23 protein-coding genes are annotated in these 25,606 nt (G+C 58.9%); 19 read left to right on the top strand and 4 right to left on the bottom strand.

Annotated features, from left to right (window positions below; genetic code table 11):
- The first annotated feature begins 21 nt into the window (after positions 1-21).
- The 4 genes from LG327_RS18295 to LG327_RS18280 all read left to right on the top strand — a co-directional run bounded on the left by LG327_RS18295 (position 22) and on the right by LG327_RS18280 (position 3,147).
- Complete coding sequence (locus LG327_RS18295) at positions 22-1,035, top strand: class I fructose-bisphosphate aldolase (protein WP_404364173.1); 1,014 nt, start codon at positions 22-24, stop codon at positions 1,033-1,035.
- Positions 1,036-1,094: 59 nt separating this feature from the next.
- Complete coding sequence (locus tag LG327_RS18290) at positions 1,095-1,541, top strand: DUF302 domain-containing protein (protein ID WP_404364172.1); 447 nt, start codon at positions 1,095-1,097, stop codon at positions 1,539-1,541.
- Positions 1,542-1,709: 168 nt separating this feature from the next.
- Entirely contained in the window at positions 1,710-2,057 is a 348-nt protein-coding gene (locus LG327_RS18285; RefSeq protein ID WP_404364171.1) for a YchJ family protein, read from the top strand.
- A 91-nt stretch (positions 2,058-2,148) separates the two neighbouring features.
- Complete coding sequence (locus LG327_RS18280; protein WP_404364169.1) at positions 2,149-3,147, top strand: FAD:protein FMN transferase; 999 nt, start codon at positions 2,149-2,151, stop codon at positions 3,145-3,147.
- A gap of 92 nt (positions 3,148-3,239) precedes the next feature.
- On the opposite strand, the gene LG327_RS18275 is transcribed toward LG327_RS18280, so the two are convergent.
- From LG327_RS18275 to LG327_RS18265, 3 genes are read right to left on the bottom strand one after another with little or no spacing between them, the layout of a single operon-like run.
- The gene (locus LG327_RS18275; RefSeq protein WP_404364167.1) at positions 3,240-4,802 is read right to left on the bottom strand and encodes a hypothetical protein; all 1,563 of its coding nucleotides are present in this window, start codon (positions 4,800-4,802) and stop codon (positions 3,240-3,242) included.
- A 13-nt stretch (positions 4,803-4,815) separates the two neighbouring features.
- Positions 4,816-7,362, bottom strand: coding sequence for a LamG domain-containing protein (locus LG327_RS18270; RefSeq protein ID WP_404364165.1), 2,547 nt, complete (start codon positions 7,360-7,362; stop codon positions 4,816-4,818).
- Between the two features lie 2 nt (positions 7,363-7,364).
- A complete protein-coding gene (locus LG327_RS18265; RefSeq protein WP_404364163.1) occupies positions 7,365-8,600 on the bottom strand; it encodes a hypothetical protein in 1,236 nt (411 codons plus the stop codon).
- A 257-nt stretch (positions 8,601-8,857) separates the two neighbouring features.
- Here LG327_RS18265 and LG327_RS18260 point away from each other — a divergent pair, with 257 nt between their 5' ends.
- From LG327_RS18260 to LG327_RS18190, 15 genes are all read left to right on the top strand, one after another.
- On the top strand, positions 8,858-11,512 hold the full coding sequence (locus LG327_RS18260) for a hypothetical protein (protein ID WP_404364162.1): 2,655 nt from the start codon (positions 8,858-8,860) through the stop codon (positions 11,510-11,512).
- A 76-nt stretch (positions 11,513-11,588) separates the two neighbouring features.
- Entirely contained in the window at positions 11,589-12,383 is a 795-nt protein-coding gene (locus tag LG327_RS18255; RefSeq protein WP_404364160.1) for an outer membrane beta-barrel protein, read from the top strand.
- On the top strand, positions 12,353-13,015 hold the full coding sequence (locus LG327_RS18250) for an outer membrane beta-barrel domain-containing protein (RefSeq protein ID WP_404364158.1): 663 nt from the start codon (positions 12,353-12,355) through the stop codon (positions 13,013-13,015). Before LG327_RS18255 ends, LG327_RS18250 begins: the two co-directional genes overlap by 31 nt.
- A 10-nt stretch (positions 13,016-13,025) precedes the next feature.
- Positions 13,026-13,526 carry a TlpA disulfide reductase family protein gene (locus LG327_RS18245; protein WP_404364156.1) on the top strand — a complete coding sequence of 167 codons (501 nt, stop codon included), beginning with the start codon at positions 13,026-13,028 and terminating at the stop codon, positions 13,524-13,526.
- A 28-nt stretch (positions 13,527-13,554) separates the two neighbouring features.
- Positions 13,555-13,788, top strand: a complete 234-nt coding sequence (locus LG327_RS18240) for a DUF4266 domain-containing protein (RefSeq protein WP_404364154.1) — start codon at positions 13,555-13,557, stop codon at positions 13,786-13,788.
- On the top strand, positions 13,775-14,944 hold the full coding sequence (locus LG327_RS18235; RefSeq protein ID WP_404364153.1) for a DUF3570 domain-containing protein: 1,170 nt from the start codon (positions 13,775-13,777) through the stop codon (positions 14,942-14,944). The genes LG327_RS18240 and LG327_RS18235 overlap by 14 nt, the downstream gene beginning before the upstream one ends.
- A gap of 17 nt (positions 14,945-14,961) precedes the next feature.
- Positions 14,962-15,525 carry an AraC family transcriptional regulator gene (locus tag LG327_RS18230; protein WP_404364151.1) on the top strand — a complete coding sequence of 188 codons (564 nt, stop codon included), beginning with the start codon at positions 14,962-14,964 and terminating at the stop codon, positions 15,523-15,525.
- Positions 15,516-17,516 (top strand): hypothetical protein, encoded by a 2,001-nt coding sequence (locus LG327_RS18225; RefSeq protein ID WP_404364150.1) that lies wholly within the window; start codon positions 15,516-15,518, stop codon positions 17,514-17,516. The genes LG327_RS18230 and LG327_RS18225 overlap by 10 nt, the downstream gene beginning before the upstream one ends.
- The gene (locus LG327_RS18220) at positions 17,513-20,356 is read left to right on the top strand and encodes a tetratricopeptide repeat protein (RefSeq protein WP_404364148.1); all 2,844 of its coding nucleotides are present in this window, start codon (positions 17,513-17,515) and stop codon (positions 20,354-20,356) included. The genes LG327_RS18225 and LG327_RS18220 overlap by 4 nt, the downstream gene beginning before the upstream one ends.
- Positions 20,343-20,972, top strand: coding sequence for a tetratricopeptide repeat protein (locus LG327_RS18215; RefSeq protein ID WP_404364146.1), 630 nt, complete (start codon positions 20,343-20,345; stop codon positions 20,970-20,972). Before LG327_RS18220 ends, LG327_RS18215 begins: the two co-directional genes overlap by 14 nt.
- Positions 20,973-20,984: 12 nt before the next feature.
- Positions 20,985-21,350, top strand: coding sequence for a hypothetical protein (locus LG327_RS18210; RefSeq protein ID WP_404364144.1), 366 nt, complete (start codon positions 20,985-20,987; stop codon positions 21,348-21,350).
- A gap of 170 nt (positions 21,351-21,520) precedes the next feature.
- Complete coding sequence (locus tag LG327_RS18205; RefSeq protein WP_404364142.1) at positions 21,521-22,231, top strand: MotA/TolQ/ExbB proton channel family protein; 711 nt, start codon at positions 21,521-21,523, stop codon at positions 22,229-22,231.
- 86 nt (positions 22,232-22,317) lie between these two features.
- On the top strand, positions 22,318-22,860 hold the full coding sequence (locus tag LG327_RS18200) for an ExbD/TolR family protein (RefSeq protein WP_404364140.1): 543 nt from the start codon (positions 22,318-22,320) through the stop codon (positions 22,858-22,860).
- A complete protein-coding gene (locus LG327_RS18195; protein WP_404364138.1) occupies positions 22,857-23,363 on the top strand; it encodes an ExbD/TolR family protein in 507 nt (168 codons plus the stop codon). Before LG327_RS18200 ends, LG327_RS18195 begins: the two co-directional genes overlap by 4 nt.
- Positions 23,360-24,331, top strand: coding sequence for an AgmX/PglI C-terminal domain-containing protein (locus tag LG327_RS18190; RefSeq protein WP_404364136.1), 972 nt, complete (start codon positions 23,360-23,362; stop codon positions 24,329-24,331). The genes LG327_RS18195 and LG327_RS18190 overlap by 4 nt, the downstream gene beginning before the upstream one ends.
- Before the next feature lie 64 nt (positions 24,332-24,395).
- Here the strand turns inward: LG327_RS18190 and LG327_RS18185 are convergent, their stop codons facing one another.
- The gene (locus tag LG327_RS18185) at positions 24,396-25,325 is read right to left on the bottom strand and encodes a PEP-CTERM sorting domain-containing protein (protein ID WP_404364134.1); all 930 of its coding nucleotides are present in this window, start codon (positions 25,323-25,325) and stop codon (positions 24,396-24,398) included.
- Positions 25,326-25,606: the final 281 nt, after the last annotated feature.

Below are 25,606 nucleotides of genomic sequence, written 5' to 3'. Positions count from 1 at the left end.
TGAAACTACGGAGGGTGAGCCATGTCGGTCCATGCCGAATTGCAGCAGACCATTGATGACATGATTGATGCCGAACGAGGCATCCTGGCGGCGGATGAAAGTACCGGCACCATGACCAAACGCCTGAAGGCAATTGGCGTGGATTCCACCGAAGAAAACCGCCGCTGGTACCGTTCCATGCTGCTGTCCACGCCTGACATAGGGAAATACATCTGCGGCGTTATCTTCTATGAAGAGACCCTCAGCCAGCAGGATAACAAAGGCACGCCGCTGCCCGAGCTTGCCGCCTCCCAGGGCATTATCCCCGGCATCAAGGTGGACAAGGGTAAGGGCCCGCTTCCGGGTGCGCCGGGTGATATGATCACCTACGGCCTTGACGGACTTGGCGAACGCCTGGTGCGGTACCGCAAGCAGGGGGCCAGGTTTGCCAAATGGCGGGAGGTCTACCCCATCACCCCTCACAACCCGACCGCGCTGGGGCTGACTGCGAATGCCGAGATGCTGGCCCGCTACGCGGCCGTCTGCCAGGCTACGGGTATTGTGCCCATAGTGGAGCCAGAGGTGCTGATCGACGGCGATCACAGCATTGCCCGGGCGGCTGAAGTCAACGAACAGGTCTGGCATGCCGTCTTCCACGCTTTACACCAGCATGGGGTGATTCTTGAGCACATGATTTTGAAACCCAGCATGGTGACACCGGGAAAGGATGCAAAGAAAGCGACGCCGGACGAAGTGGCAGAGATGACCCTGCGAATCCTGCGCCGCAAAGTGCCAGCCGCGATTCCCAGCATCAACTTCCTTTCTGGCGGCCAGACACCGGAAGAAGCGACGGCCAATCTGAATGCGCTCAACCAGCACGGTAAAAAAGCTCCCTGGCACCTGAGCATGTCCTATGGCCGGGCCCTGCAGGAACCGGCGATGAAGGCCTGGTCAGGTGACGTTCACAACCGGGATCAGGCTCAGCAGGCCCTGTTAAAACGTGCACGCCTTAACAGCCGCGCTCGGCGCGGTGAATACACCGCAGACCAGGAATAATACGGTCGAACCGGACAGCGGTTTCCGGTTCTTTTCTGTTCTCATGGAGGAAACATCTCATGTCGATTTTTCGCATTGCGCTTTTCTCACTTATATTCGCCGCTTCCAGCGCCTTCGCCGCCGAAGGTCTGGTCAGGGTCCAGAGCAGTCACGATGTTAGCGACACGGCTGAACGGCTGGTGGATGCACTGGAAGCTGCTGGAATGACTGTGTTTGACCGTATCAATCATGCCGAGGGAGCACGGAATGCGGGTCTGGATTTACGCCCGACTGAGCTGGTCATTTTTGGCAACCCGATGATTGGCACCCAGTTGATGCATTGCAGCCAGAGCATAGCCGTTGACCTGCCCCAGAAAATGCTGATCTGGGAAGACGCTGACGGCAGCGTCTGGCTGGGTTACAACGATCCTGCGTGGCTGGCTGAGCGGCACGGTGCAACCGGTTGCGAGGAGGTGCTTGGGAAAATCGCAGGCGCCCTGGAGAACTTTGCCAATGCGGCGAAGTAGATTCCCGGCTGGCCCGGGCCCTTCCCGAGCGAACCTTTTGCCATGTCCCTGACTCCGACCCAGTCAATTGCACCGGACCCGGCCTGTCGCTGCGGGTCAGGCCGGAGCTATGGTGCCTGCTGCCAGCCTCTCCACCAGGGCAGACCAGCGGCCACGCCGGAGGCCCTGATGCGCTCCCGGTACAGCGCGTTTGTTCTGGGCCTGACCGATTACCTGCAGCAGACCTGGCACCCCTCCACGCGACCGGCGCAGCTTGACCTGGCTGGCTCCCCCGAATGGGTTTCGCTGCGGATACTGTCGTCGGAGCAGAATAACGGCCGGGGAAAGGTCCATTTCCGGGCAATTCACCGCCTGGATAAAGGATGGGGATTCCTGGAGGAAGTATCGGAGTTTCTCCAGGACGAAGGCCGCTGGTATTACCTGGCAGGGGACACCAGCGAAGGCCAACTGCGCCCTGGCCGCAATGATCCCTGTCCCTGCGGCAGTGGGCGCAAGTTCAAGGCCTGCTGTCTCTGAGCTCTCTTTTCCTGACTTGTGACTGTCGGCTGGCGCTGGCAGCCGCCTCCGTCCCATAATGCCTGTTTGCTGTTAAGAGAGTCTGATTATCATGCTGTCCCGAGTTCTCTCCGCCTGCCTCGTGTCTGTTCTGCTGATTCCGTCCATCTCCCACGCAGAATGGTTCTGGTATAGCGGCACCGCCATGACCACCCGCATCGAGCTTCAGCTCTGGAGTGATGATCAGGCGACAGCGGACAGCGCCAGCGAGGCGGTTTTCGCCGAATTTGACCGTATCAACCAGCGCATGACCCGCTACAGCGAAGACTCGGAGCTGTCCCTGGTGAACAGGGAGGCGGGCGAACGCCCGGTCGAGGTCAGTGATAGCCTTTTTCGAGTGATCGAGGAGGCCCAGCGCGTGTCGAAGCTGAGCAACGGTGCATTCGATATCAGCTTTGGGTCCGTGGGCTTCCTTTACGATTACCGCGAGCTCAAACAGCCCACGGATACCGAGGTTGCCGAGCGTCTCCAGCATGTCAGTTTCAGGGACATTGTCCTCGATGCAGAGAAGCAGACAGTTGCCTTTCGCAAGCCTCGGATGAAACTGGATCTGGGCGGCATCGCCAAGGGCTATGCGGTGGATCGTGGTATTGGAATCCTGAAGGCACGGGGTATCCACCATGCCAGACTGAGCGCCGGGGGCGACATGAGATTGCTGGGTGACAAGCGGGGCAGCCCCTGGGTGGTGGGTGTCCGTGACCCGAGATCGGAAGACAGCAATGCGGTGGTATTGCCGGTATCCGATCTGGCCTTATCCACCTCAGGGGATTACGAGCGCTTTTTTATCGATGAAGCCGGCAACCGGATTCACCACATACTGTCACCCGAGACCGGCCGCCCGGCAAAGGGTATTCAGAGCGTTACGGTTATGGGTCCGGACGCCCTGACCACGGATGGCCTGTCCACGGCGGTGTTTGTGCTGGGTGTGGAGAAGGGTCTGGCCATGATCAACGGCCTGAACGGAATCGACGCCATTATTATCGATGAAAACCGCGACATGCATTATTCGCAGGGTCTTGCAGCCCCTGAGGCGGTCGATTCCACCCCCTGATGACTCTCGCAGTGACGGCGTCTGCATAGCATGCTCCGAATTCGGGGAAAGCGCTGCCCGCTTACTTTCCTTCTCCAAAGTCTCTCTTAACCTCAGGATATAGTCCCACTCACAATCCCCGGCATGGCAATCAGGCTGTCCTGCAGCGTGGCGTTGCCCAGACCATGGTTAGGGAACTGGGTTGCAAACTGCCCCTGCTCCCCATGCAGTGCCATGTAGTTCAGCACCACCGTCTGCACCAGTTGATTGACGTTGTTCGCCGCCGGACTGGATGCCGTCTCCACCGAAGCGTCGGACCGCATGTAGCCGATCTGGTTACGGATGGCCACCGGCCGGGAGCCCGGGTTGTAAACAAGGTAGAAGGAAGCAGCGGTCTGCTGGTTGTCGCCTGTCCACTCACCCTTGCCCCGTCCATTTACTGAATCATCAATACGGCCATTGCTCGACACCGAGCCATCGCTGAACACATATAGCATCAGGGGCATTTTAAGTCTGGCCGCGTACTCCAGGCAGGCGCCCATGCAGCGGCCAGCTCGCAAATCCCGCTGCTCTCCCGTTGCCCGCTCGCCCGTGTGATAGTCGAAGCCGCCCATCGTGATAGTACCGGCACCGGCAAAGCCGTTCATGACCAGCTTCATTACTGAAGCCGTCTTGCGGAACTCCCTGTCGCCGCTGAATTCCCCGGTTGAAAATATGCCGGCTGCTCCGACGATATCCGGGTCCAGCTCAGGATCCAGGGTGGAAGGATCGCCAAAGCGGTCGGCAATATCGGCACTCTTTACGTAACCACAGCGGACCAGATCTTTCACAACCTCATCAGTAGTGACCTGAGTGTGGGCATTGACCCGGCCCATCTTGGCATCGCTGATACGCTGGATGGACTCCATGACAGCCACAGCATCGTTCTGGTTGAGCAGCCCAATCAGGTCCCCCACGTCCACCAGACCGGTGACATCGCTGGGCCGGTCGATCTTGGTGGGCCGCGCCTTGGGACTGATCAGGTCCATGGGTGCCATGGAATTGCCGCCGGATTCCGAACTGCTGGAGCCAATCAGGCCCAGCAGGGATCCATCAGCGCCCGCCCGGGCGATACCGTACATCGGGTTATGGGGGTTGTTGCCGGTGTCGTTCTCGGACCGGGCGGCGATGATCGCGCCATTGACCGCGCCACGGGTGCCGGCTGTGGTTTTTTCCTGGATGCCCCGGAGAAACGCGCTGTCGGAATGGAAGGCCAGCCCCAGCTCCTCGTTGATGAACGCAGGATCGTTGGGCACCATGTCCCCGGGCAGCCCCAGCTTGTTGTAACCCGCCGTGCTGAGAAAGTCCGTCTGGCCACCGGATCTGCCCATGAGCACGTTGGAGCCGGCGATATTGGCGCCCCCAGCCAGATCAAAACAGATGAACGGAATCTTGCCAGCGCCCTGAACGGCAATGCCGCAGGCCTGTTTGAGAGCTTCCAGGTCCGGAGAAAGCGCAGCCGAGGCCATGCGCGGGCTGCCGAACAGGCTGAACAGGGATGGCGCCACCACGGTTGCCGCCCCCATCATGAAGCCCTGGGAGATGAATTCCCTGCGGGTTCTTGGCGGGGAATGATCCACGTGCTTCATGGGCTCGTCTTTGCCGAGTGACCGGTTGCGTGAACGTCTGATAAACATTGGCGGAATCCTCTTATTGCACCAGCGTCACGGCGCTGCCGAGCACGGCGGCGCAGCTTGCCTTGACTACAGTTTCAGTTCGGTCGCTGGCACAACTGCCACCGCAGCTGCTCAGTCCATCCATCAGGGCATTGAGTTCTGTGCGCAGGGCAGTGTCCTCTGGCTGCGAATCCAGCCCCGTCCCGACCATTTTGGCGAGAAGGGGATTGATGATCAGGTCCTTGCCAGCCTGATCAAACGCATCCTGTGCGCTGGCGGAGAAGCCGAACCCCGGGAAGAAGGCCGCCCGCTTTGTGGTGTCACTTACCAGGGCATCGCAGTACTGGATGGCCATCTGGGTCACTGCCATCTGCTGGGATGACAGGAAGCCGTTGATGTTTTCCACTGAAGGCAACTGCTGGCGCACCGTATTGAATGTCGCGGCCACCGGCGGGTGAGTTGTGGCAATGGTGGAAACCTTCGCCATGGAGGCATTGATCTCATCAAAGGTCTTGAGTCCGATGGACGGAGCTTCTGGTTGATCCGCCGGCACGGGCGCCAGGGAGAGGGACCCCTCAACCACCACGTTCTCATTGTCTCCCAGACGCTCGAAGCTCAGGAAAAACTCGTCGCTATCCGGTCCGTTTTCCAGGCCGATAATGGTGCCCTGGGTGGAAAGGACCTGGCCGGAGCCCGGGGTATAGTCAGTGCTGTTCAGGCTCAGCTCCAGAGTGGCAAAGGCTTGGCCTACCGCTGCTTCCCTGCCATTGATGCCGAGCTTCAGGCCTTCCAGGGGAATGCCCTGGGGTGTCTGGGTCTCATCAAGGCTGATAAAGAAGGGCTCGGCAAACAGGTAGCCATGGCTGTCGAACTGGCTGACCCGGAAGACCACATAGCTTTCCGGGATGTCGATGAGATGAGCGATGCTGAACAGCAGGAAGTACTTCTGCCCGACCCCTACTTCAAAGTTGGTGCGTATCTGCTCTGCGGACAAAGCTCGGTTGTGAATGGCCACCAGCTGCAGGGAGCCTTCCCAGAGGGACATGCCATCGGTTTCGTTGCCCAGCACCAGGGCGAAGGTGTCATCCCATTCATTCAGCAGGCCGGCAGGGGACGGGTCCACATCGCCCGTGTCCTCGCCGTTGACGAAAATCCTGCGGCCCTGGCCCGGGGTAAAATTGACCACCACGTGCTGGAGTGAAGCCTGCAGTCGCATGTCGTTGCCATCGGTGGCAAACGCAGTGTTCTGGTCCGTGGTAGTGCTGCGATGGAGGACCTCGTAATTCTGCTGGGTCTGGCTAAGAGTGACATTTCGGGTAGTGCTTGAGCCTGAATAGGTGACAATTCTGGCGTCTTCCTGGGTGGTATTGGCCGGCACCACCCATGCCTCGATGCTGTATTCCCCTGAGGCCGTGAACAGGTCATGGATCTTCCGGCTTGCCGTGGTGGTGCCCTGGGCCTTGCCATTTCTGACAGTGGCGCCAGTGGTCTCATCCAGAAAAGCCGGTCCGACAGTGATGCCCCAGCCGCCGAACCAGTCAACGTTGCCGATCAGGGAAAGGTGCAGGGCGGGTTCGACGCCGCTGGTATCGAAAGCGGTGGTGCCTTCGCCGGTCTTGAATTCGTAAAGTGCGATGACGTTATCTTCGAACCTTCCGCCGGCATTGGCCAGCAGGCCGTCGCCTGTCAGGGTCAGAGCCTTGCTCGCCACCAATTCGGTATCCAGTGGCTGGGTGGAGATGGTGGCAGCGTAAATCTCGATAGCCACCTGCATCTCTTCAGCGGAGGTAGTGCAGTCTCCTTCCCAGCAGTTATGGAATTCATCTCTCAGCCGCTCTACAAAACGGGAGGACGCAGGATTTTCCAGATCCATCCGGCTCTGGGAATCGAGGTAGGCGAGTTGCCGGTCGTCGCTGGCCACAAAAGGCGCCTGAATGCCTTCTACGTGACAGTCCGCGCAGTAGTTGCGAAGCAGGGGGTAGACCCAGTTCTCAAACTCGCTGCTGTCGGCGGGAAACACTTTGGTGGCGCCCGGGTCCTTGATCTGGGGCGGTCGCAATTCCACGGTTTTGGCGGAACCTGCAGAGCCACCGGCCCAGGTGGCAATGTAGCTGGTCAGAGTGTCGGCGCAGGCCGAATCGCTCGAAAGCCAGCAGTTATGGCCACCGGCAACCTTGGTCACCATCAGTGACTGGCTGGGATCGTTCAGGTTAACGATGGTGTTGGCCTGGGCCCAGGCGATGTTGATGTCGCCATCATGAACAAAAGCCGGCGACTGGCCATTGGCCGCGTGGCAACTGCCGCAGCGGTTGGTGGATACCAGATTGTCCCAGACACTGCGTTTGAAATTCTGCACATCGTCGGTTGCCGGGGCCGGGCCGTTATAGTTGGCATTGGTCACCGTTGTGCCGGTGTTGGGCAGGCTTTCAGTGTCTTCGCCGCCGCCACAGCCGGCAAGCGCCAGCAGCGACAGGAGCATGAGCGGCAGCAGCCGCCCGGAACGGGAGACGTTGTGGCGGATAGAGGCTGTCATGGTGTACTCGCTGGAGTCACTGCTGCTGGAGAACGTGCTGGGGCACATGATCATTCCCCCATGCAGTACTGGGCGGATTCGGCAAAAACCCGCTTGAGGTTATAGCCGCTGCCCTGGAAGGACGACACCATGCCTGCGATCTGGCCGCGGTCACTAGCGTCCACCGGGCTGCGCAGGCATACGTTTTTGAAGACCTTGCGAACCTGACACTCGGCGAAGGCCTCCGAGTGGGCCAGTTCCCGCCCCAGAGATTTTGCCCCTTCGCCGGAGCCGGTCAGGCTGGAATCCCAGCCCAGACGACGATTTGCGCCGGAGCGCCAGTAGTTGTCCCATTTGTCATCCGGCGTAACGTAGCCGTATTCAAAATTGGCGGAATTGATGTGGTATTTCGCTTTTACCCGGCTTCCCGTTGCCGGATCCGTCGCGCCAATGCTGTTGTATACCAGTTGTCCCAGGTTACCGTCGGGATCACTGTTGGCGTCATACTCGTAGTCGTAATATGCGAAGGCCTGGGCCATGGGGTCCATGCCATTGTGGCAGCCGATGCAGTTGTTCAGGAAAACCCGGCTGTCACCGCCCGGACTCCGGGAAACATCCTGGCGGATTCTGTCCGGTGGCAGGGTGACATCACTCACCTGTTCAAGGTCCTTGCAGAGGTGATTGAGCAGGGTGAACCGGAACATGGCCCGATTGGTGCCGGCACTGAAAAACGCCTGGGAGGCGGCTCTTGATGTCATTACCCCGGCTGTGGCATCCGGTGGCAGGCCGTTGCGGTTTGACTGGGGAATTGCCACCAGGCTGTCTTTCAGGCTGAAGCCGCCGGCCTCAAGGGCCTCGTAATGACTGTTGTTGCTGTTGGAGTATTGAGGGAGCCCAAGGTTGCCATCACCCACGTAAAGGATGTCGTCGTAGAGAATCCGGCGGAAATCACCATCGTCCCGCACTATGCCGATCACGGTAGCGGTGTAATCATTTAGCGGAACGAAGCTTGACATGGCTTCATTGGTCCAGGGGGCCACCAGGTTTTTCAGGGTCACATCATAGAAAGAGCTGGATTCCATGGCGGCATAGGCAGCATCGATTGCCCTGCCATTGCGTACGTCATCTTCCATGCTGTCGAGAACGGCAGGGGAGGGTGGCACCCCCGCGATCCGGTCATGAATCCGTTTGGCCTGATCCCTTTCCCCTGCGGCAGATATGCCAGCCTGCCCAAGAGCCAATGCCAGAATAAGTGAACTGAACGCGGTACTTGCCATCAGGCGCCTGGCTCGACTGCAGGTTTTCATGGCGACTTCCCTGGTAAATTTTGACCCGCTCACATTAGTGTGAGGCGTCGGTGTTCCCAAGCATAAAATGGTTACTGAGTTTGTTTTTGAGTGCTACGGCACGCTATTACACTGCGTTACCAAAAACCTTTGGTAAGTACAGAACAGCTGGACATACTTGTGTTCCCGGACGGTAGGCCCGAAGTCCGGAAAGCAGCTCCTGGAAAAGGGAAGGCATTGTCAGATTGGTGTTTTAGGAAGTCCACTGGAACAGTTTCATGCCAAAAACATTTAAAAATCACTATGGGAAAGCACTGACGCTGTTTCTGGCAGTTATTTTGAGCGGCTGTCTTGGGGGAAGTAATGATCAGGCCCGGGATCCGGTCGTCAGCGAAAGTCCGGTAGCATATATCAAAAGACCGCTTCTTTTTGATGAAAACAATGGTCAGTTGGTAACAGACGATGCCAGAGAGCCTGCCTCCTTTCGGCCCGGTGCCCGACTTTTCCTGAAAGAGAGCGCTTCCCCCGACGCCCCGGCAAGGGACATAACTTCCCGTGCATTCGCAGGTGGTTCATTTCTGAATGAGCAGGGCCAACTGCGTTATGACGTAAAAGGCCTGGAAGTGTCATATGACGGCAGGAAACTTCTGTTTGCCATGCGGGCACCGGAAATCGAAGATGCCGATGAAGAAGATCAGCCAACCTGGAATATATGGGAATATGACACCGAAGCATCCCGGCTCAGAAGAATTATTTCATCCGATGTAAATGCTGAAGCAGGACAGGATATTGCACCTGCATATCTTCCGGATGGAAGTATTGTTTTTTCATCTACCAGGCAGAGAACCTCACAGGCCGTTCTGCTGGATGAAGGCAAGCCCCAGTATCCGGCTCTTGATGAAGAAATGGAAACTGCAGCATTTCTTTTACATGTTATGAAAGATGATGGCTCTGATATTGAACAGATTACGTTCAACCAGAGTCATGATCTTGATCCGGTTGTTCTGGACAACGGGAAAATCCTGTTCAGTCGCTGGGACAATGCCGGACAGACACCGGACAATGGAATCAACCTCTACCAGGTCAATCCCGACGGGACGGGCCTGAACTATCTTTATGGCCGTCATTCCCATGATTCGGCAGGCAATGCCGGCGCCGTTCAGTTTCTCCGGCCAGTGGAAACAGACAGTGGACGTATGCTGGTACAGATCAGGCCATTTGAGTCTGCAGGACTGAGCAGCCTCCCTGCATTCGTGGACGTGGCGAACTTTGTCGAAGCCGACGTCAGAATCGATGGCAGTGCAGGGCAGGGGCAGTCTGCTCTGGTCCCGGGTCTGAATGCCTTTGGCGAGGCCGGGCTCAATGGCACCTATGGTGCGATCTATCCCCTGTTTGATGGCTCCGCCCGGTTTCTGGTGAGCTGGAGCCCCTGCCGGCTGGTGCGCGTCGGGAGTGATGGCACCATCACCAACTGCACTGAATCCCGACTTGCTTCCAGTGAATACCAGGCAGCCCGGCCCATCTTTGGTCTCTGGCTGCTGGATCCCGCCGAGGGAACCCAGCGTCCGATCGAGGTGGCCTCCGAGGGCCAGCAATACGATGAAGCTCTGCTGATGACAGCCAGGCCTCTGCCCGAATTCCTGATGGATCCCGTCCCCACGGATGAAGCCCGCAACCTTGGGGAAGAGGGTTTCGGTATCGTTCACATTCGCAGCGTCTACGATTTTGATGGCGTTGATACTGCCCCGGGAGGCACCTCTAATCTGGCTGATCCTGCTGCCACGCCTCCCTCCAGCCGGCCAGCGCGCTTCCTGCGTGTCGAAAAGCCGGTTTCGATTCCCGGCGAAGAGGTTTTTGACTTCGACAATTCGGCATTTGGCCGCAGTCGCAATCAATCCATGCGGGAAATTCTCGGCTATGTACCGGTGGAACCCGATGGGTCCGTGCGCATGGCAGTCCCCGCCAATGTCGCCTTTGCGATCAGCGTACTGGATGACAGGGGTCGGAGAATCGGTGAGAGACACCAGAACTGGCTGCAGGTCCGCCCCGGGGAAACCATGGAGTGCATTGGCTGCCACACCTCTGACAGCGAAGTTCCTCACGGCCGTAAAGGTGCAGGACCCGCCCCGGCCAATCGCGGCGCCACCACCACCGGCCAGGAGTTCCCCAATACCGAGCCGGCCCTGTTTGCGGACATGGGGGAAACCATGGCCGAGACCATTACACGGATAAAGGGGATTCGACGTCTGACCGCGGACCTGGTGTATGACGATGAATGGACCGACCCGGATGTAGTCCCAAAAGCAGACAGCTTCTCCTGGGCCTATGCCGACCTGGCTACTGCGGCCCCGATGAATCAGGCCTGCGCGGGAGAGTGGAGCAGCCGGTGTCGGCTGGTGATCAACTATGAAAATCACATTCACCCGCTCTGGAACCTTGCCCGGCCCATTTTCGACACCGACGGAGTAACCCAGCTGGATGACGTAAACTGCACCAGCTGCCATTCCGATGTTGATGCCGTGGGTGCAACCCAGGTACCAGTTGCTCAGCTCGACCTCAGCGATGGTCCTTCCGCGGAAAATGCTCTTATCCTGAAGTCCTACCGGGAACTGCTGTTCAATGACAGTGAGCAGGAATTGATGAACGGTGCGTTGCTCGACACCCTGGTGGACACCGGAGAATTCGAGCGTGATGAGGATGGCGAGCTTATACTCGACGGCGCCGGCGATCCCATACCCATGTTTGCCACCATCCCGGTACGATCTTCCATGAGCACCAACGGGGCTCGCGCCAGTGCCCGATTCCTGAACCGCTTCCATGCTGGCGGCAGTCACGAGGGCTTTCTGAGTGATGTGGAGCACAAGCTGATCGCCGAATGGCTTGATGTGGGGGCGCAATATTTCAACAACCCCTTCGAGGCACCAGAAGACTGAGGCGGGCGCAGTGCTGCGGCAGGCAGTAGCTACTCCCGGAATTCCCATTCGACCCAGGTAAAGAACTCAGAACCAGATGCCGAAGACCCGATCAAGATTTGCAAGGGAGGTGTCCTCTCTGCTCCGGTTTGTCCCCGCGGTAGTGGGGCTTCTGCTGTCGAATGTGGCTGTCGCCGCCTGGTGGGGCAGTGACGACGGGAGGCTGCCGGAGGTGCGCGTAGCCGAGCCGTTTGCTGAATGGCACAGCGGCCCGGCAGCCGGTTACCCCGTTATCCGGGTCAGCGAGCGGGGTGACTCGCTCCAGCTGGTGATGCAGAAAACCCGCTGGATGAAGGTTCGTGATGAGAAGGGTCGGGAAGGCTGGGTTCATCTGGAGGACATTGGCCAGACCCTCGACGGCATCGGGCAGCCGGTAGAAATCTCGGCGCCGGACCGTGAGGACTTCAGCGGCAAAACCTGGGAGGCTGGCGTCATGTTTGGCCAGTTCGAGGATGCGGCTGTCACCTCTGTCTATGGCGGCTACTGGATGACGGAAAATCTTGCCCTGGAACTCTGGGGCTCCCAGGTGCTGGGCGAGTCATCAGAGATTCTGCAGGCCAATGTAAACATTGTTCACCAGCCGTTCCCCCACTGGCGGGTATCGCCGTTTTTCACCCTGGGTGCCGGGCATGCCTTCATTGATCCCAAGGCGACCCTGGCGGAAACGGAAGCGCGAAGTGACACCACCGCCCACGTTGGCCTGGGGCTCAGGGTGTATGTCACCGACAGGTATTTTGTGCGAGCCGAGGTGAAGGACTACAAGGTCTTCACCGACCGTGCCACCAACGAAGAAGCGACAGAATGGAAAGTTGGACTAAGCGTATTTTTCTGAATCGGGAACTGCCAGTTCTGGCTGGTGCCGGCCTCCTGATGCTGGTGGCCGGCAGTGTGTTGGCTGCGGATGATGACCGCCCGCTGATCGAGCCTGACGTCCAGCCGTCAAAGGTGGATGAGGCCCTGATCGATACCGAGGATTTCGAGCTGGGCGTGTTTGGCGGCTTCATCGCCATCGAGGATTTTGAATCCTCTGCGGCCTATGGCGCCCGCCTTACCTACCACATAAGCGAGGCGTTTTTTGTGGAGGCCAATCTGGGCTTTGCCGAGGGTGGCGAAACCAGTTTTGAGAAGCTGGCGGGCAATGTCGAGCTGCTGTCGGACGAGGAGCGGGAATACGTCTGGTACAACCTGAACCTGGGCTACAACATCCTGCCGGGAGAAGCCTTCTTCGGGAGCAATTACGCCTTCAATACTAATTTCTATCTGTTGGCAGGAGCCGGCGCTACGGATTTTGCCGGTGACAACCGCTTTACCGTGAACTTCGGAGCCGGCTACCAGGTCCTGCTGACCGACAGCCTGTCCGTTCATCTGAGCGTGCGGGAGCACCTGTACGACATTGACGTAACCGGCGAAGAAAAAACCGCCTTCAATACAGAAATGAGCGCCGGGCTTTCGGTTTTTTTCTAGGAGCAGAACCATGAAGACTTTACTGAGACAGCTTGTTGGCGCCAGCCTCCTGGCAACCCTGGCTTTCACAGCCTCTGCCGCTGAAACCATGAACGAGCCGGCACCGGACTTCACCCTGAAAAGCAATCAGGGCGAGAACCTGAGGCTGGAGGATTACCGGGGCCAGGTGGTCATGCTGAATTTCTGGGCCTCCTGGTGCGGCCCCTGCCGGCAGGAAATGCCGGTGATGGATGATATCCACGAGCAGTACAAGGACCTTGGTTTCACCGTGCTGGCGGTCAACGTGGATGAAAATACGGCCGAGGCCGACCGTTTCCTGTCGGCGGTGCCGGTGGACTTCCCCATCCTTTATGACAATGAGAGCCGGGTCAGTGAACTGTACGGCGTGGATGCCATGCCCTCTACCGTGATGATTGACCGCGACGGCACCGCACGCTTCCTGCACCGGGGCTACAAGCCGGGCTATGAGGAAGATTACGTGAAGCAGGTCAGGCAACTGATCCGCGAATAGCGGCCGTACAGGAAAGGAAATCATATCAATGACCTTGCGCACGATTACCTGCCTGCTCCTGCTGATGTTTTCGATAGGCTCGGTCGGTTGCAGTGACATTAAGCCCTGGGTAAAGCCCTATGAAAGGGACAAGCTGGCCGATCCGATCATGAACCCGGGCCGCCATGGCACTGCGGGCAGCTACATGAATCACGTCTATCAGGCGCGGGAGTCAGCCCGTGGCTCCGAAGGCGGCTCGGGAGGCGGCTGTGGCTGTAACTGAGTCCTGCCGGGTCCGGCTTTCCTGGCGTTATGCGGTACTGGCCCCTTTGCTGGCAGCTCTGTCTCAGGGCCCGTTGTCGGCGACTCTGCCGCCGGACAGTGTGGATATGCTCTACCACCGCTACGAGGGCGGCGGCATGGAAATCGACGGGCCCTCAGTGCTGGTGCGCAAGAGTGCCGGGCCCCAGGTCTCATTCACGGCCCAGTATTACGTTGACTCGGTTTCTGCGGCGTCCGTGGATGTGCTGGCCACTGCCAGTGAGTACACGGAAGAGCGCACGGAGGTGAGTGCCGGCGTGGATTACCTTCATGAAAACGCCATCATGAGCCTGGGTTATACCAACAGTACCGAAAACGACTACGAGGCCAATGCTGTCTACTTCTCCGTGGTCCAGGAGTTCTTTGGCGGCCTCAGCAGCCTCAGACTGGGCTATGCCCGGGGCCGGGATGACATTGGCGAGCGGGGCAACGAGTCTTTTTCCGAGGAGGCGGAGCGTCAGCACTACCAGCTCGGCCTGTCCCAGGTGATCACCAAAAACAGTCTGGTGAGTCTGGACATGGAAGCCATAACGGATGAGGGTTTTCTGGAGAACCCGTACCGGCAGAACCGGTACATTGATCCCACGGATCCCACCAATTTCCTCTACCAGCCGGAACGTTATCCGGAAACCAGGACCAGCTTCGCCATCACCCCCCGGGTACTTTATTACCTGCCGTACCGGGCATCCCTAAGGGCAGAATACCGGTACTTCAGCGACACCTGGGGCATCAAGGCTCATACGGTGGAACTGGGCTACGTGCATACCATCGGGGAACACTGGACCCTCGAAGGCCGCACCCGGTACTACACCCAGAAAGATGCGGATTTTTACAGTGATCTGTTTGTCTTCCCCAATTCCCAGACCCATCTGGCCCGGGACAAGGAGCTGAGCACGTTTGATGGCACGACCCTTGGCGCGGGTGTGACCTATGAATGGAAACAGACCCGGATCCCCGGAATTGACCGCCTTCAGGCAAGCCTGCTGGTGGACTATCTGGACTTTCAGTACGACAACTTCCGGGACGTCACGGCTGTCGGCGATTTCCTTCCGGGGGAAGAGCCCCTTTACGAGTTCGATGCCTGGGTTACCCGGGCCTCGCTGATACTTGAGTTCTGATCCGTCAAGGCGATTCCATGACTGAAAAAACCATGATTACAAAAGACATCACCGGCACTCTCAGGGCTTTGCCAGCGATACTGGCCTTGCTGGCAACGTTCAGCCTGAGTCCGGCTCTTGCCGAAGAGCCGGCAGAGACCCCGGTGGCCATGAGCGTCGAAGACCTGAAGAAGCAGGTCATCAAACTGAATCGTGACCTGTTCATCCTGGAAGAGGATCTGCTGTTTCCTGCCAGTACCCAGTTTTCGGTCTTCCTGAGTCTGAATACCGGAGAGTTTCTCAAGCTCGACAGCGTGAAGCTCAAGGTGAATGACGAGGTGGTTGCTTCCCATCTTTACACGGGACGTCAGCTGAAGGCTCTCCAGCAGGGGGGCATGCAGCGGCTGCACATGGGCAACCTGAAAAGTGGTGACCATGAGATCACCGCTTTCGTGGACGGCATTGGGCCGGACAACCGGGTTTACCGCAAAGCGGCCACCCTGAACATTACCAAGGGCACGGACACCAAGGCGCTGGAAATTCGCATTCAGGACCAGTCATCCAACTATCAGCCCGACGTCAGCATCGTCGAATGGGAGTGACGAGTACCGTGGGAATGATGTTCCGGGCCCTGGAGGGCATATCACGGACGGGCCTGTCACTGCTCTGCGGCGCAGCCATAACGGCGGCCTCCGGCGCAGCAGGCGCCGCTGAATCAGCGCCGGAGCGGGTGCGGGATCTGGATTATGGGGCGGTGTTCTACGAGTACTATCAGGGCAACGCCTTTGAGGCCCTCACTCGCCTCGCGGTTGCAGAAGAGCGTGGCGGAATCGAGGGGCATGGTGACTATCCCCAGCTGGTGAGGGGCGGACTCATGCTGTCTTACGGCATGACCCGGGAAGCAAAAGCAGTTTTCGAGCAGTTGCTGAAAGACAACGTATCTGGCTCCACCCGCAACCAGGCCTGGTTTTATCTGGGCAAGGTGTTCTACCTGGAAGGGGACAGCCAGTTGGCACAGGAAGCTCTCGGGCGTGTGGATGCGCAGCTGCTGAAAGACGACGAACCTGATCTTTTCCATGAGTGGCTCTATCTGAAGGGACAGCTTGCCCTGGCAACCGGCGACCGCGTTGGAATGCAGGAAATCCTCGCCGATTTGCCGGCGGACGGTCTCTGGCATGCCTATCTGACCTATAACCTGGCGGTCCGGCACCTGTCCTCTGGACAGAGCGGAAAGGCAATCGATGAATTCTCAGGGCTTGTCGGAAAGCTCCGTTTCCCCGACGAAGATCAGGAAGATTTCAGCGAAAGGGTTGCCCTCCGGGAGCGGGCGTTGCTTAGCCTCGGCCAGTTGCATTTCCAGCAGGGCAATTACGGAGAGGCCCGCAGAAGTCTCAGTCAGATTTCCCTCGACAGCGTTTTTTCAGACCAGGCCCTGTTCCATCTGGCCGTGGCCGCATCCAGTGAAAAAGACCATGGCATCACACTTCAGGCACTGAACATTCTCCAGGAACGCCCCCTGTTCACGCCCTGGCTCCAGCAGGTGCCCTATGCCAGGGCCTTTGTTATCGAAGAGCTGGGAGAGAAGCGCCAGGCCCTCGAGGCCTACCGGCAGGCGGGCGAGCATTACGAGGCTCTTCTTGCAAGCCTGGCCCTTCAGCGGAGCGAACTCACCGAACAGCAGATCCTTGCGGCATTGCGCCCCGGCGGGCCCCAGGATCCAGCCGGCTCGCTGCTTGAGCTTGGAGCGGCTGATATTGCCAGTGATCCCTATGGCCGTCTGGCAGTGGAGCCGTCTGCTTTCAGTCTGGCGAACCTGCTGGCAACCGAGGCGTTTCAGCTGGCCCTGCGGGATCTGTACGAGCTTTATCGCCTCAGCCGCTCGCTGGACGTCTGGCAGGGACAGATGGAGTCTTTTGATGTGATGCTGGCCACCCGGGAGCGCCAGCGCCGGGAGCGGATCGCTGAAACGAGAGCGGCACTGGCCGAGCAGCAGGCCGATCAGTGGCTGGTCCGTCAGAAAAAATACAATGAGCGAATCGAGCAGGCCCTGGCGGAGGAAGACCACGCCTTTTTCATGACGGCGGAACAGATGGAGCTGCTTGCTACCATCGAAGCCGTTGAAGCGCGGCTCCTGATTCTGCCGGACGATGAACGCATGGCCGGTTACCGCCAGAAAATACGTCGCATCCGCGCTTACTTTGACTGGTGGCTGGCGGAGGAGTACCCGGTCAATCGCTGGGAGGCCCAGAAGCAGCTGCGGGGACTCAACCAGGCGATGGAGGAGTTCACCCGGCGCAAAGCCGACATCGAGCAGGAAATGGCAGAGGATGATCGCACTGAAGCCCTGGCGCAGAGGGTCGACGGGAACCGGCAACGTCTGGAAACCCTGGCCGCAGGCCTTGATGAAGTGGTGGCAGAGGCAAGGCGCGCCCTTGTGCAGCATGTGGATGCCGAGCTTGAGAACCAGCAGAACCAGGTGCGCAGCTATCTGAGAGAGGCCCGGTTGGCCCAGGCGCGCCTGTCTGATGAGATCTTCCGGAATGCTGGCGGTTCTGCGCAACTGAACTCTCCGGATACCGGAGGGCAGCCATGAGCCGGAAAACCTGCTGCTGGGTGTCTGCCATGCTGGCGGCGCTGATGCTGTCCGGCTGTCAGAGCATGAATCTGCTCCCCTTTTCGGGGGATGAGAGTGTGGCCGCAGAGCCAGGTACTCTTGCTGAACTGCAGCCCGCCGCCGTCTCTCCGCTAGCTGCAGCTTCCGGGGCTGTTGGTCTGGAAGACGTCATCAGCGGCTATGAAAGGCTGCTACCGCTGCTGGAGGACCCGGAGCAGATCATCCGGGTTCAGCACCGGCTTGCGGACCTGAGATTCCAGCAGGCGGAAAATCGCATGACGGAGCAGGCGGTGGACGAACTGGACGTGGCCATTGATGCCTACCAGAGGCTGCTGGAACTGTATCCCGACCGGGAAACCAACGACCGGATCCTCTATCAGCTGGCCAGAACCTATGAACTCAGGGGCGATACCGACGCCTACCTCGCGACCCTGGATCGTCTGGTTACCGAATTCCCGGATTCAGAATTCCGGGTGGAGAGCGAGTTCCGCCGGGGTGAGGTCCTTTTCAGCAACTACGACTACGCGGGTGCCGAAAAGGCCTTTGATGCGGTGATCCAGGCCGATGCCGATGCACCTGGGCGGGAAACCTTCCTGACCAACGCCTGGTACATGAAGGGCTGGAGCCAGTTCAAACAGGGGGATTACGAGCCAGCCCTGATTAGCTACGTCAGTGTGCTGGACATAGTGCTGCCCGGCGGAGAGCGGGTGCAGAATGTCGATGGTGCCCAGCGCACAATGGTTGAGGATCTGTTCCGGGTCATGGGTCTGTCCTTCTCCTACCTGGGCGGGGCGGAGAGCGTCGCCGCGCTGTTCGAGCGCACCGGCCGCAAGCCCTGGGAAATTCTGGTGTACGACCGCTACAGCGAGCTTCTGCTTGAAAAAGAGCTCTATTCCGACGCCATCGAAGTCTACGAGCAGTACATAGAGATCTACCCGCTGAGCCGCTGGGCACCCCGTTACCACATGAATATTATCGCCACGCTGCAGGTTGCCGGATTCACAGCCAGCATCCCCGAGCGCAAGGCTGAGTTCGTCGACACCTACGGCATTACCGGAGACTACTGGGCCCGGGCGGAAGGCGAGGCGTTCGAATATATTTTCCAGCAGTTGGAAGAATTGCTGCCAGAACTGGCCAACCGGCACTATGTTCTTGCGCAGAAATCGGACAGACGCCCGAAAGCGGAGGAGGAGGAGTACCGCCGGGCTGCCAGGTACTACGGTGAGTTTGTCGAGACCTTCCCGTCCCATGAGGGGGCCCCGGAACTGCTCTTCCTGCTGGCGGAAACACAACTGGAGCTCAGGCAGTGGCGCCAGGCCATCCAGGCTTTCGAGCAGGTGGCTTACGACTACGGCAGTCATGCCCAGGCGGCAGAAGCAGCTTATGCCTCCATTCTCGTCTGGCGCAGCTATGCCGAAACCTGGACTGACCTGGGTCAGGCAGAAGTGGATGCCCTGGGGAAAGAGCAGCAGCAGAACCGGGTGCGGTTTGTCAGCGCCTTTCCGGAGGATGAGCGCGCCCTCAATGTGCTTTACATAGCAACGCGCCATGAATTCGAGCAGCAGGACTACCGGAGTGTGATTGAGCAGACGGGTAAAATCCTTGCCTGGCAGGCGGCACCGGATGTCAGCCTGATGACCGAAGCCTTCCTGCTGAAGGCCCATTCGCTCTACGCGCTGGAGGATTACCCCCAGGCCGAGGTGGCCTATCAGGAGGCCCTGCTGATCATGCCGCCCCAGGACAACCGTCATAGTGGCGTCATCGAGAACCTTGCTGCTTCGGTCTACCGCCAGGCCGAAGCCCATCTGGCCGCCCGGGAGAAACCCGAGGCCGTGGATGAATTCCTCCGGGTTGGCCTGGCGGCACCCAGCTCCAGTGTCCGCCCAAATGCGGAATACGATGCTGCCAATACCCTCATGGAACTGACGGAATGGCAGCGCGCCATTGATGTCATGACAGAGTTCCGGCAGAACTACCCGCAACATCCAATGATAGACACGCTGCCGGCAAAAATGGCCTTGGCCTACCGGGAAACCGAACAGTGGGAAGCTGCTGCGGATGAGCTTCAGACACTGTTCGATCTGGCTGAAACCGATGAAGATAAGCGGGAAACCCTGCTGATCGCCGCGGACCTTTACGACCGGGCGGGCAGCAGGGAAAAGGCCATCGCCAGCTATCGCCTATACGCCAACAGCTATCCTGCACCCCTGGATACCTGGATGGAGAATGCCAACCGGCTGGCGGAACTCTACGAGGAAGCAGACGATCCGCTGAAGCGGCGTTTCTGGCTAGCGCGGCAGATGGAAGCCGTTGACCGGAATCCGGATCAGGCCGATGACCGGATGCGCTATCTGGCGGCGGAGGCCTCCGCCGTACTGGCCACTGATGTCCTGACACGATACAACGGCATTGCCCTGACCCTGCCCCTCGAGAAAACCATGGCGGCGAAAATCGGAGCTCTGGAAACGGCGGCTCAGGCCTGGCAGAGAACCGCGAACTATGGTATCTCCCGCTTCTCCACCGAGGCCGGTTACCGGATTGCCGATATCTACGCCCGGCTGGGACGTGACCTGATGGACGCCGAGAGGCCGGAGGGCCTGAGCGAGCTTGAGGCCATGCAGTACGATCTGCTGCTGGAAGAACAGGCCTTCCCCTTTGAAGAAAATGCCATTGATATCCACGAGCAGAATGCCAGCCGGAGCTGGAATGGTATCTATGATGAATGGGTGCAGGAGAGCTTTGGCGCTCTTAAACGCCTGATGCCCGGTCGCTACGACAAACCGGAAGTAACAGCCGAGGTGGTTGATGAACTGGACTAATTCCGGAGAGGGAAGGGCCACACTTTGGGATCTCAGGGCAGGCCTTCTGCTGGCGATGCTGCTGCTTGGGGCCTGTGCCAGTCAGCAGCCGGCCCCTGAAGAGCCGACCGAAACAGCCACCGCGGAGGGAGCCCAGACTGAAGCTGATGCGCGCCTGCGCAACCGGTTTGAAGACGCAGTCGCTCTCAAGCGTGGCGATGACCTGGAGCGGGCAGAAGCGGAATTCAGGGAGATCCTGGAGAGCGATCCAGGGCTGACCGGTCCGCTGGCCAATCTTGGCATCATCGCCATGGAAAGGGGCGAGCCCGAACTGGCCGAAGAATACTTTCAGCGGGTTGTGGAGCTGGACCCGACCCACCCCCAGGCCCTGAATGCGCTGGGTGTTCTCGTCCGCAAGCGGGGAGAGTTTGAATTGGCGGAGGCATACTATCGCAGGGCTCTGGCGGCGGATCCGGACCACCAGGCCGCCATCCGAAACCTGGCGATTCTGCTTGAGCTTTACCGGGGCAAGCTGCCCGAGGCCCTTGCGCTGGTTGAGCGTTATCAGTCGCTTCAGGCCGAGCCGGATCCGGCCCTCGAGGGCTGGATCTTCGACCTCAAAAACCGGATTAACTGAGGAGTGCTCCCGATGCGTGGAAACAGTGTCTGGAAACCGGGTGGGGCAGTGCTGTCAACTGCCCTGATCTTTGCCTGCCTCTGGTCCTCGGCAGCCTGGAGCCAGGACAACATCATGACCATTGAGGGTGCCCGCATCCGGGGGGACCAGGAGTCTCCGACGGTCCTCTACCTGGTGCCCTGGCAACCGCCGGCGGTGGAGAGCCTGGAACCCACGGGCGCCAGCTTCATGGTTGAGCAGTCCATCCAGCCACTGGAGCGTCCCTCCTTCCAGCGACTGGTCTCCTACCATGAGCGTTTCAGCGAGATCCACGGACTGCAGAATGGAAATGCAGCACAGGGCGATGTTGATCAGGGAAACAGCGGCAGCCCGCAATAGCGGAGGGCAAATGAGACCTGTGTCACATTCCCCCTGTGCGCCGGGTTGCGTAACAACAATACGCAACAAAGACTTGCGTGATCTAACCCCTTAGGTGCCCGGACCCCCTTACACTGCCTGTTATCAGGCGTTTTCGCATCCGACACCAAATAACCCGGAGTACCAGAACAATGATCGAAACAGCCATTCGTTTTTTCCAGGAAGGTGGCTTTTTCATGTACCCGATAGCCATTGTGCTGGTGCTCGGACTGATCGTGGCTGCTGAACGGTGGGTCTACCTTACCGGCCAGAAACACACCAACCGCAGGGACTTTGCCCAGCTCTACCAGAAACTGAGCGGCAAGGATCTCAAGGGCGCCCTCAAATACGCCCAGGCGTCGGGCAGCGCCATGGCCAACATGATCGGCTCCGGGCTGCTGCGTCTTGGGCGTCGTCAGTCCCGGGAAGAGATCGAGTACGCCATGGAGGAGGGTCTGCTGGAAGTCATGCCGCGCCTTGAGAAGCGCACCCAGTACCTTGCCACTCTCGCCAATGTTTCCACCCTGATGGGTCTGCTCGGGACAATTATCGGCCTGATTGCTGCATTCACCGCCGTGGCCTCCGCCGATCCGGCCCAGAAGGCCAGTTTGCTCTCCCAGAGTATTTCGGTGGCCATGAACACCACCGCCTTCGGTCTGATGGCCGCCATCCCGCTGCTCATGTTCCACTCCGTGCTCCAGACCAAAACCAATGAAATCGTGGACAGCTTCGAGATGGCCGGCATCAAGGTGATGAACCTGATCACCGACAACAAAACGGCCGCCGCGCCCAACAGGACAGCCGATCCGGTCGCCCCTGGCGCTTCTGCTTCTGCCCCGACTCCCGCAAGTTCTGTCGCCTGACAGAGTCTGACCTGGAGGCGAGGGCATCCGGGCACCGTTTAACGGGCCCGGTTTGAACAGGAAAAGAGTTGCACAGGAGCAGGTCCATGAGGCGTAAACACCGCCGTTTGCACAACGAAGCCGAGCTGGACATTACCGCGTTCATGAACCTGATGATCGTGCTGGTGCCGGTTCTCCTTCTGAATATGGTTTTCGCCCACACGCGGGTGCTCGAGCTGAACTTCCCCGACTCCCTCACCAGCGCTGAAAACCAGGAGGAAAGCCTTCAGCTTCAGGTAATCATTCTGGATGACCGCCTTGTCATCGCCGATAACAGAGGCGGCGTGATCAGGCAGATCGACGAAAAATCCGGCGCTCATGATTTTCAGGAACTCAGCCAGGTCATGCAGGACATCAAGGCCCGTGTGCCCGAGAAAAAGGACATTACTGTCATGGCGAAAAAAGACACCTCCTATCAGACCCTGGTGAGCGTCATGGATTCCGTCCGCTCGTTCAGGACGGTGGTCGCAGGTAGTCTGGTAAATGCTGAGCTGTTTCCGGAGATATCCATCGCTGATGCGCCGGAAGAGGTTGCTGGCACTGCTGCCAGGGAATTGCCTCAGGCCAATGGTGCAGGCGCGAAATCATGAAAGCGTCTGCAAAGGCCAGGCGCCTGGCGCGGCACCACAAGCGGGGCAAAAAGACGGGCGCACTCAATCTCGTCTCCCTGATGGATATTTTCACCATCCTGGTGTTTTTCCTGATGGTGAACTCCTCGTCGGATGTTCAGATTCTGAACCCGAAAAGTGGCATTGAGCTGCCTGTTTCCAGTGCCGAGAAAGCGCCGGAAGATGTTCTGGCGCTCACTGTGCTGAGTGATGACATCCTGGTAAACGGGCGATCGGTCATGAAAGTGGACGCGCTCCAGAGCTTTGGCGGGGATGTGGAACCTGCACTTAAGGCTGAGCTGGATTATCAGGCCAACCGCTCCGCCAGTCCGGCCCCTGAAGCCGGTCGGGCCATTACCATACTGGCGGACCGTGAGCTTCCCTACGAATTGCTCAAGAAGATCATGTCCACCTGCGTGGAAGCCGGCTATGGGGCCATCTCCCTGGCCGTCAGCCAGGATGCGAAAGCGGGGGCCGGGGCATGAGCTTTACACGCGACAGCCTTGCATGGAGCCAGGAGCGCGGAGAGCGCAGGCGTCTGGCTGTCATTGCCTCGATTATCTGCCCCCTCTTTCTGGTGGCAGCGGTGGTCGTCACCTGGACACAGCTGCCGGAAAAGAAGCGGGAAGAACAGGAAGCCCTGCCTCCACAACTGGCCCGGCTGGTGCTTGAGAAAAAAGAGCCGCCGAAACCGGTAATCGAAAAGAAAGAAGAGAAAAAGTCGGAGCCCGAGGAGCTAAAGCCCGAGCCAAAGGTGGTGGAAAAACCGAAACCCGTTCCGCCGAAGCCCAAGCCCGAGCCTGAAGTGGCAAAGAAACCGGAACCCACACCGGCCGACATTGAGAAAGCCAGGGAAAAGGTAAAAAAGACGGGCATTCTGGCCATGAGCAATGAGTTGTCCAGGCTCAGTGCCCTGGCTGATACGGTCCAGCTGGATACGCCAAAAACCGTCATTGCCGAACCCATTGCCCGCAAGCAGACAGACGCGCTGGCAGCCAGAGTCTCTGCGACGACACGCAGTGCCGGCGTGGATGAGAGCCAGCTGAATCAGGAAACCCGGGAAGTCAGCCTCGCCCAGCGCGCAGAGACCAGGGTTCGTGAAGCGGAAGCCGTGGCCGCCGCCGTTGAAGCAGAGCAGCAGACAGCTCAGCGCAACCATGCCCAGCGGACGAAAGAAGAGGTGCGCAGGACCATAGACGCCAACAAATCCGCCATCTACAGCATCTATAGCCGGGCCCTTCGAAAGCAGCCATCACTGCGAGGCCGTATTACGCCTGAACTGGTAATAGAGCAGAGTGGCGCGGTTTCGAGCTGCTCGGTGGTGGAGTCGACCCTCAACGAGCCATCGCTGGAGCAGAAAATCTGTAACCGCCTCAGGCTGGTCAATTTCGGTTCCCAGCCGGGGGTAACCCAGACTACCATCCGGTATCCCATTGAGCTTTTGCCTGGCTGAAATATCGGTGGCCCAACGAAAAACGGAGCGCAGCGCGCTCCGTTTTTCATGGCCAGCTGAAAAATCAGCCTCTGCGACGGCGCAGTCCCAGGCCGGCTATGCCAAGGCCCAGAAGGGCCAGGGTGCCCGGTTCAGGGACCGGCGTGCCGCCACCAGGCTGATCGGTGATTTCCTGCACCTTGGTGTCAACGAAGGCCTGGGTGAAGGAGGCCGCTTTGTCGCCACCATCACGAAGGATGTTGAGGTCCCAGGCCGCACCGCCTGACTGAAGCGCCATGTCTACATACTGGGTTTCAGTGGAACCGTCGCCGGAGCCGATCTGCCCCAGGCCTTCACAAGTGGTGAACCCGCCACTGCCGTCAGTCTCAAAACCGGTTTCCGTAGAATCGATGCCAATGGCACCGCTGGTATCCGGGTTGCACCCGAAGCTGTTATCCACCACCACATTCAGCAAGGCGTTCAGGCTGGCTAGATCATTGAGAATACCTGATTTGGTAAGGCTGCCATCCTCATTGTCCCTGTCTTCATCCGTCACCAGAACAAAGTTTTTTGCAGCCTCTGACCGGAAGCCAAGATTGTTGATGGCCCAGTCCAGAGCCTCCCAGCCATCTTCGGTGCCGCCGTCGGTGACCAGTGTGCCGGTCGCAGCTGAGAACTGGCTGTCATCCCCCCAGTCCTGCTGGCCCGCAGCACCTGGATCCATGTCGTGAGCATGACCGCTGAAGTGTGGACCCAGCGAACTGCCGCCGTAACCCACGAGTGCGTAGCGATTGGGGGCGCTGACCCCGACACCCTGGCCGGTCAGCCCGGACTCAAGTGGGTTGATCATGTCCTGCAGCCAGGAATGCTCGCCGCCCATGGACCCGGACTCGTCGACCACGAATACAACGTCCGCTGCAATTGGAGCCGCTTGTGCAGAACCGCACATCAGCGCAGCTGCAGCCACGCCCGCGAGAGTGTTAACGAACGGTTTTTTCATCCTGATGTTGGCCATATCTGCTCTCCTTTCGGATTGCTTTGAATTAACCGCACCTGGAATCGTGCAAAGAGTTTGCCAGATATTTTCTGGTGCTCTGAGGTGGCTTCCTGCAGGTTCTGCAGAGAGCCTTTAATGATTTAGGTTAAATACGTGTTAAATAAACTGACGGCTGGGATGGCCTGCTTTTGCAACTGCCAGCCAGCATGGGGAGGCGCTGAGGAGCAGGTTTGGTGTGATTGGTGGGGACGTCGCTCAATGCTGGATTACCAGAGTCGGTGTTAAAAATCCGTCAAGAA

This window comes from Marinobacter sp. (assembly GCF_044799475.1).
In the GTDB taxonomy this organism is placed as follows: Bacteria; Pseudomonadota; Gammaproteobacteria; order Pseudomonadales; family Oleiphilaceae; genus Marinobacter.
This window is presented reverse-complemented; position numbering and strand designations above follow the sequence as displayed.

Bases quoted from the DNA above. Each gene is read 5' to 3' on its own strand.
- LG327_RS18260 (WP_404364162.1), top strand. From the start codon at position 8,858: ATGCCAAAAACATTTAAAAATCACTATGGGAAAGCACTGACGCTGTTT.
- LG327_RS18255 (WP_404364160.1), top strand. From the start codon at position 11,589: ATGCCGAAGACCCGATCAAGATTTGCAAGGGAGGTGTCCTCTCTGCTC.
- LG327_RS18225 (WP_404364150.1), top strand. From the start codon at position 15,516: ATGGGAGTGACGAGTACCGTGGGAATGATGTTCCGGGCCCTGGAGGGC.
- LG327_RS18275 (WP_404364167.1), bottom strand. From the start codon at position 4,802: ATGTTTATCAGACGTTCACGCAACCGGTCACTCGGCAAAGACGAGCCC.
- LG327_RS18295 (WP_404364173.1), top strand. From the start codon at position 22: ATGTCGGTCCATGCCGAATTGCAGCAGACCATTGATGACATGATTGAT.
- LG327_RS18245 (WP_404364156.1), top strand. From the start codon at position 13,026: ATGAAGACTTTACTGAGACAGCTTGTTGGCGCCAGCCTCCTGGCAACC.
- LG327_RS18265 (WP_404364163.1), bottom strand. From the start codon at position 8,600: ATGAAAACCTGCAGTCGAGCCAGGCGCCTGATGGCAAGTACCGCGTTC.
- LG327_RS18200 (WP_404364140.1), top strand. From the start codon at position 22,318: ATGAGGCGTAAACACCGCCGTTTGCACAACGAAGCCGAGCTGGACATT.
- LG327_RS18250 (WP_404364158.1), top strand. From the start codon at position 12,353: ATGGAAAGTTGGACTAAGCGTATTTTTCTGAATCGGGAACTGCCAGTT.
- LG327_RS18190 (WP_404364136.1), top strand. From the start codon at position 23,360: ATGAGCTTTACACGCGACAGCCTTGCATGGAGCCAGGAGCGCGGAGAG.
- LG327_RS18270 (WP_404364165.1), bottom strand. From the start codon at position 7,362: ATGTGCCCCAGCACGTTCTCCAGCAGCAGTGACTCCAGCGAGTACACC.
- LG327_RS18205 (WP_404364142.1), top strand. From the start codon at position 21,521: ATGATCGAAACAGCCATTCGTTTTTTCCAGGAAGGTGGCTTTTTCATG.
- LG327_RS18195 (WP_404364138.1), top strand. From the start codon at position 22,857: ATGAAAGCGTCTGCAAAGGCCAGGCGCCTGGCGCGGCACCACAAGCGG.
- LG327_RS18230 (WP_404364151.1), top strand. From the start codon at position 14,962: ATGACTGAAAAAACCATGATTACAAAAGACATCACCGGCACTCTCAGG.
- LG327_RS18220 (WP_404364148.1), top strand. From the start codon at position 17,513: ATGAGCCGGAAAACCTGCTGCTGGGTGTCTGCCATGCTGGCGGCGCTG.
- LG327_RS18210 (WP_404364144.1), top strand. From the start codon at position 20,985: ATGCGTGGAAACAGTGTCTGGAAACCGGGTGGGGCAGTGCTGTCAACT.
- LG327_RS18280 (WP_404364169.1), top strand. From the start codon at position 2,149: ATGCTGTCCCGAGTTCTCTCCGCCTGCCTCGTGTCTGTTCTGCTGATT.
- LG327_RS18285 (WP_404364171.1), top strand. From the start codon at position 1,710: ATGCGCTCCCGGTACAGCGCGTTTGTTCTGGGCCTGACCGATTACCTG.
- LG327_RS18240 (WP_404364154.1), top strand. From the start codon at position 13,555: ATGACCTTGCGCACGATTACCTGCCTGCTCCTGCTGATGTTTTCGATA.
- LG327_RS18215 (WP_404364146.1), top strand. From the start codon at position 20,343: ATGAACTGGACTAATTCCGGAGAGGGAAGGGCCACACTTTGGGATCTC.
- LG327_RS18185 (WP_404364134.1), bottom strand. From the start codon at position 25,325: ATGGCCAACATCAGGATGAAAAAACCGTTCGTTAACACTCTCGCGGGC.
- LG327_RS18290 (WP_404364172.1), top strand. From the start codon at position 1,095: ATGTCGATTTTTCGCATTGCGCTTTTCTCACTTATATTCGCCGCTTCC.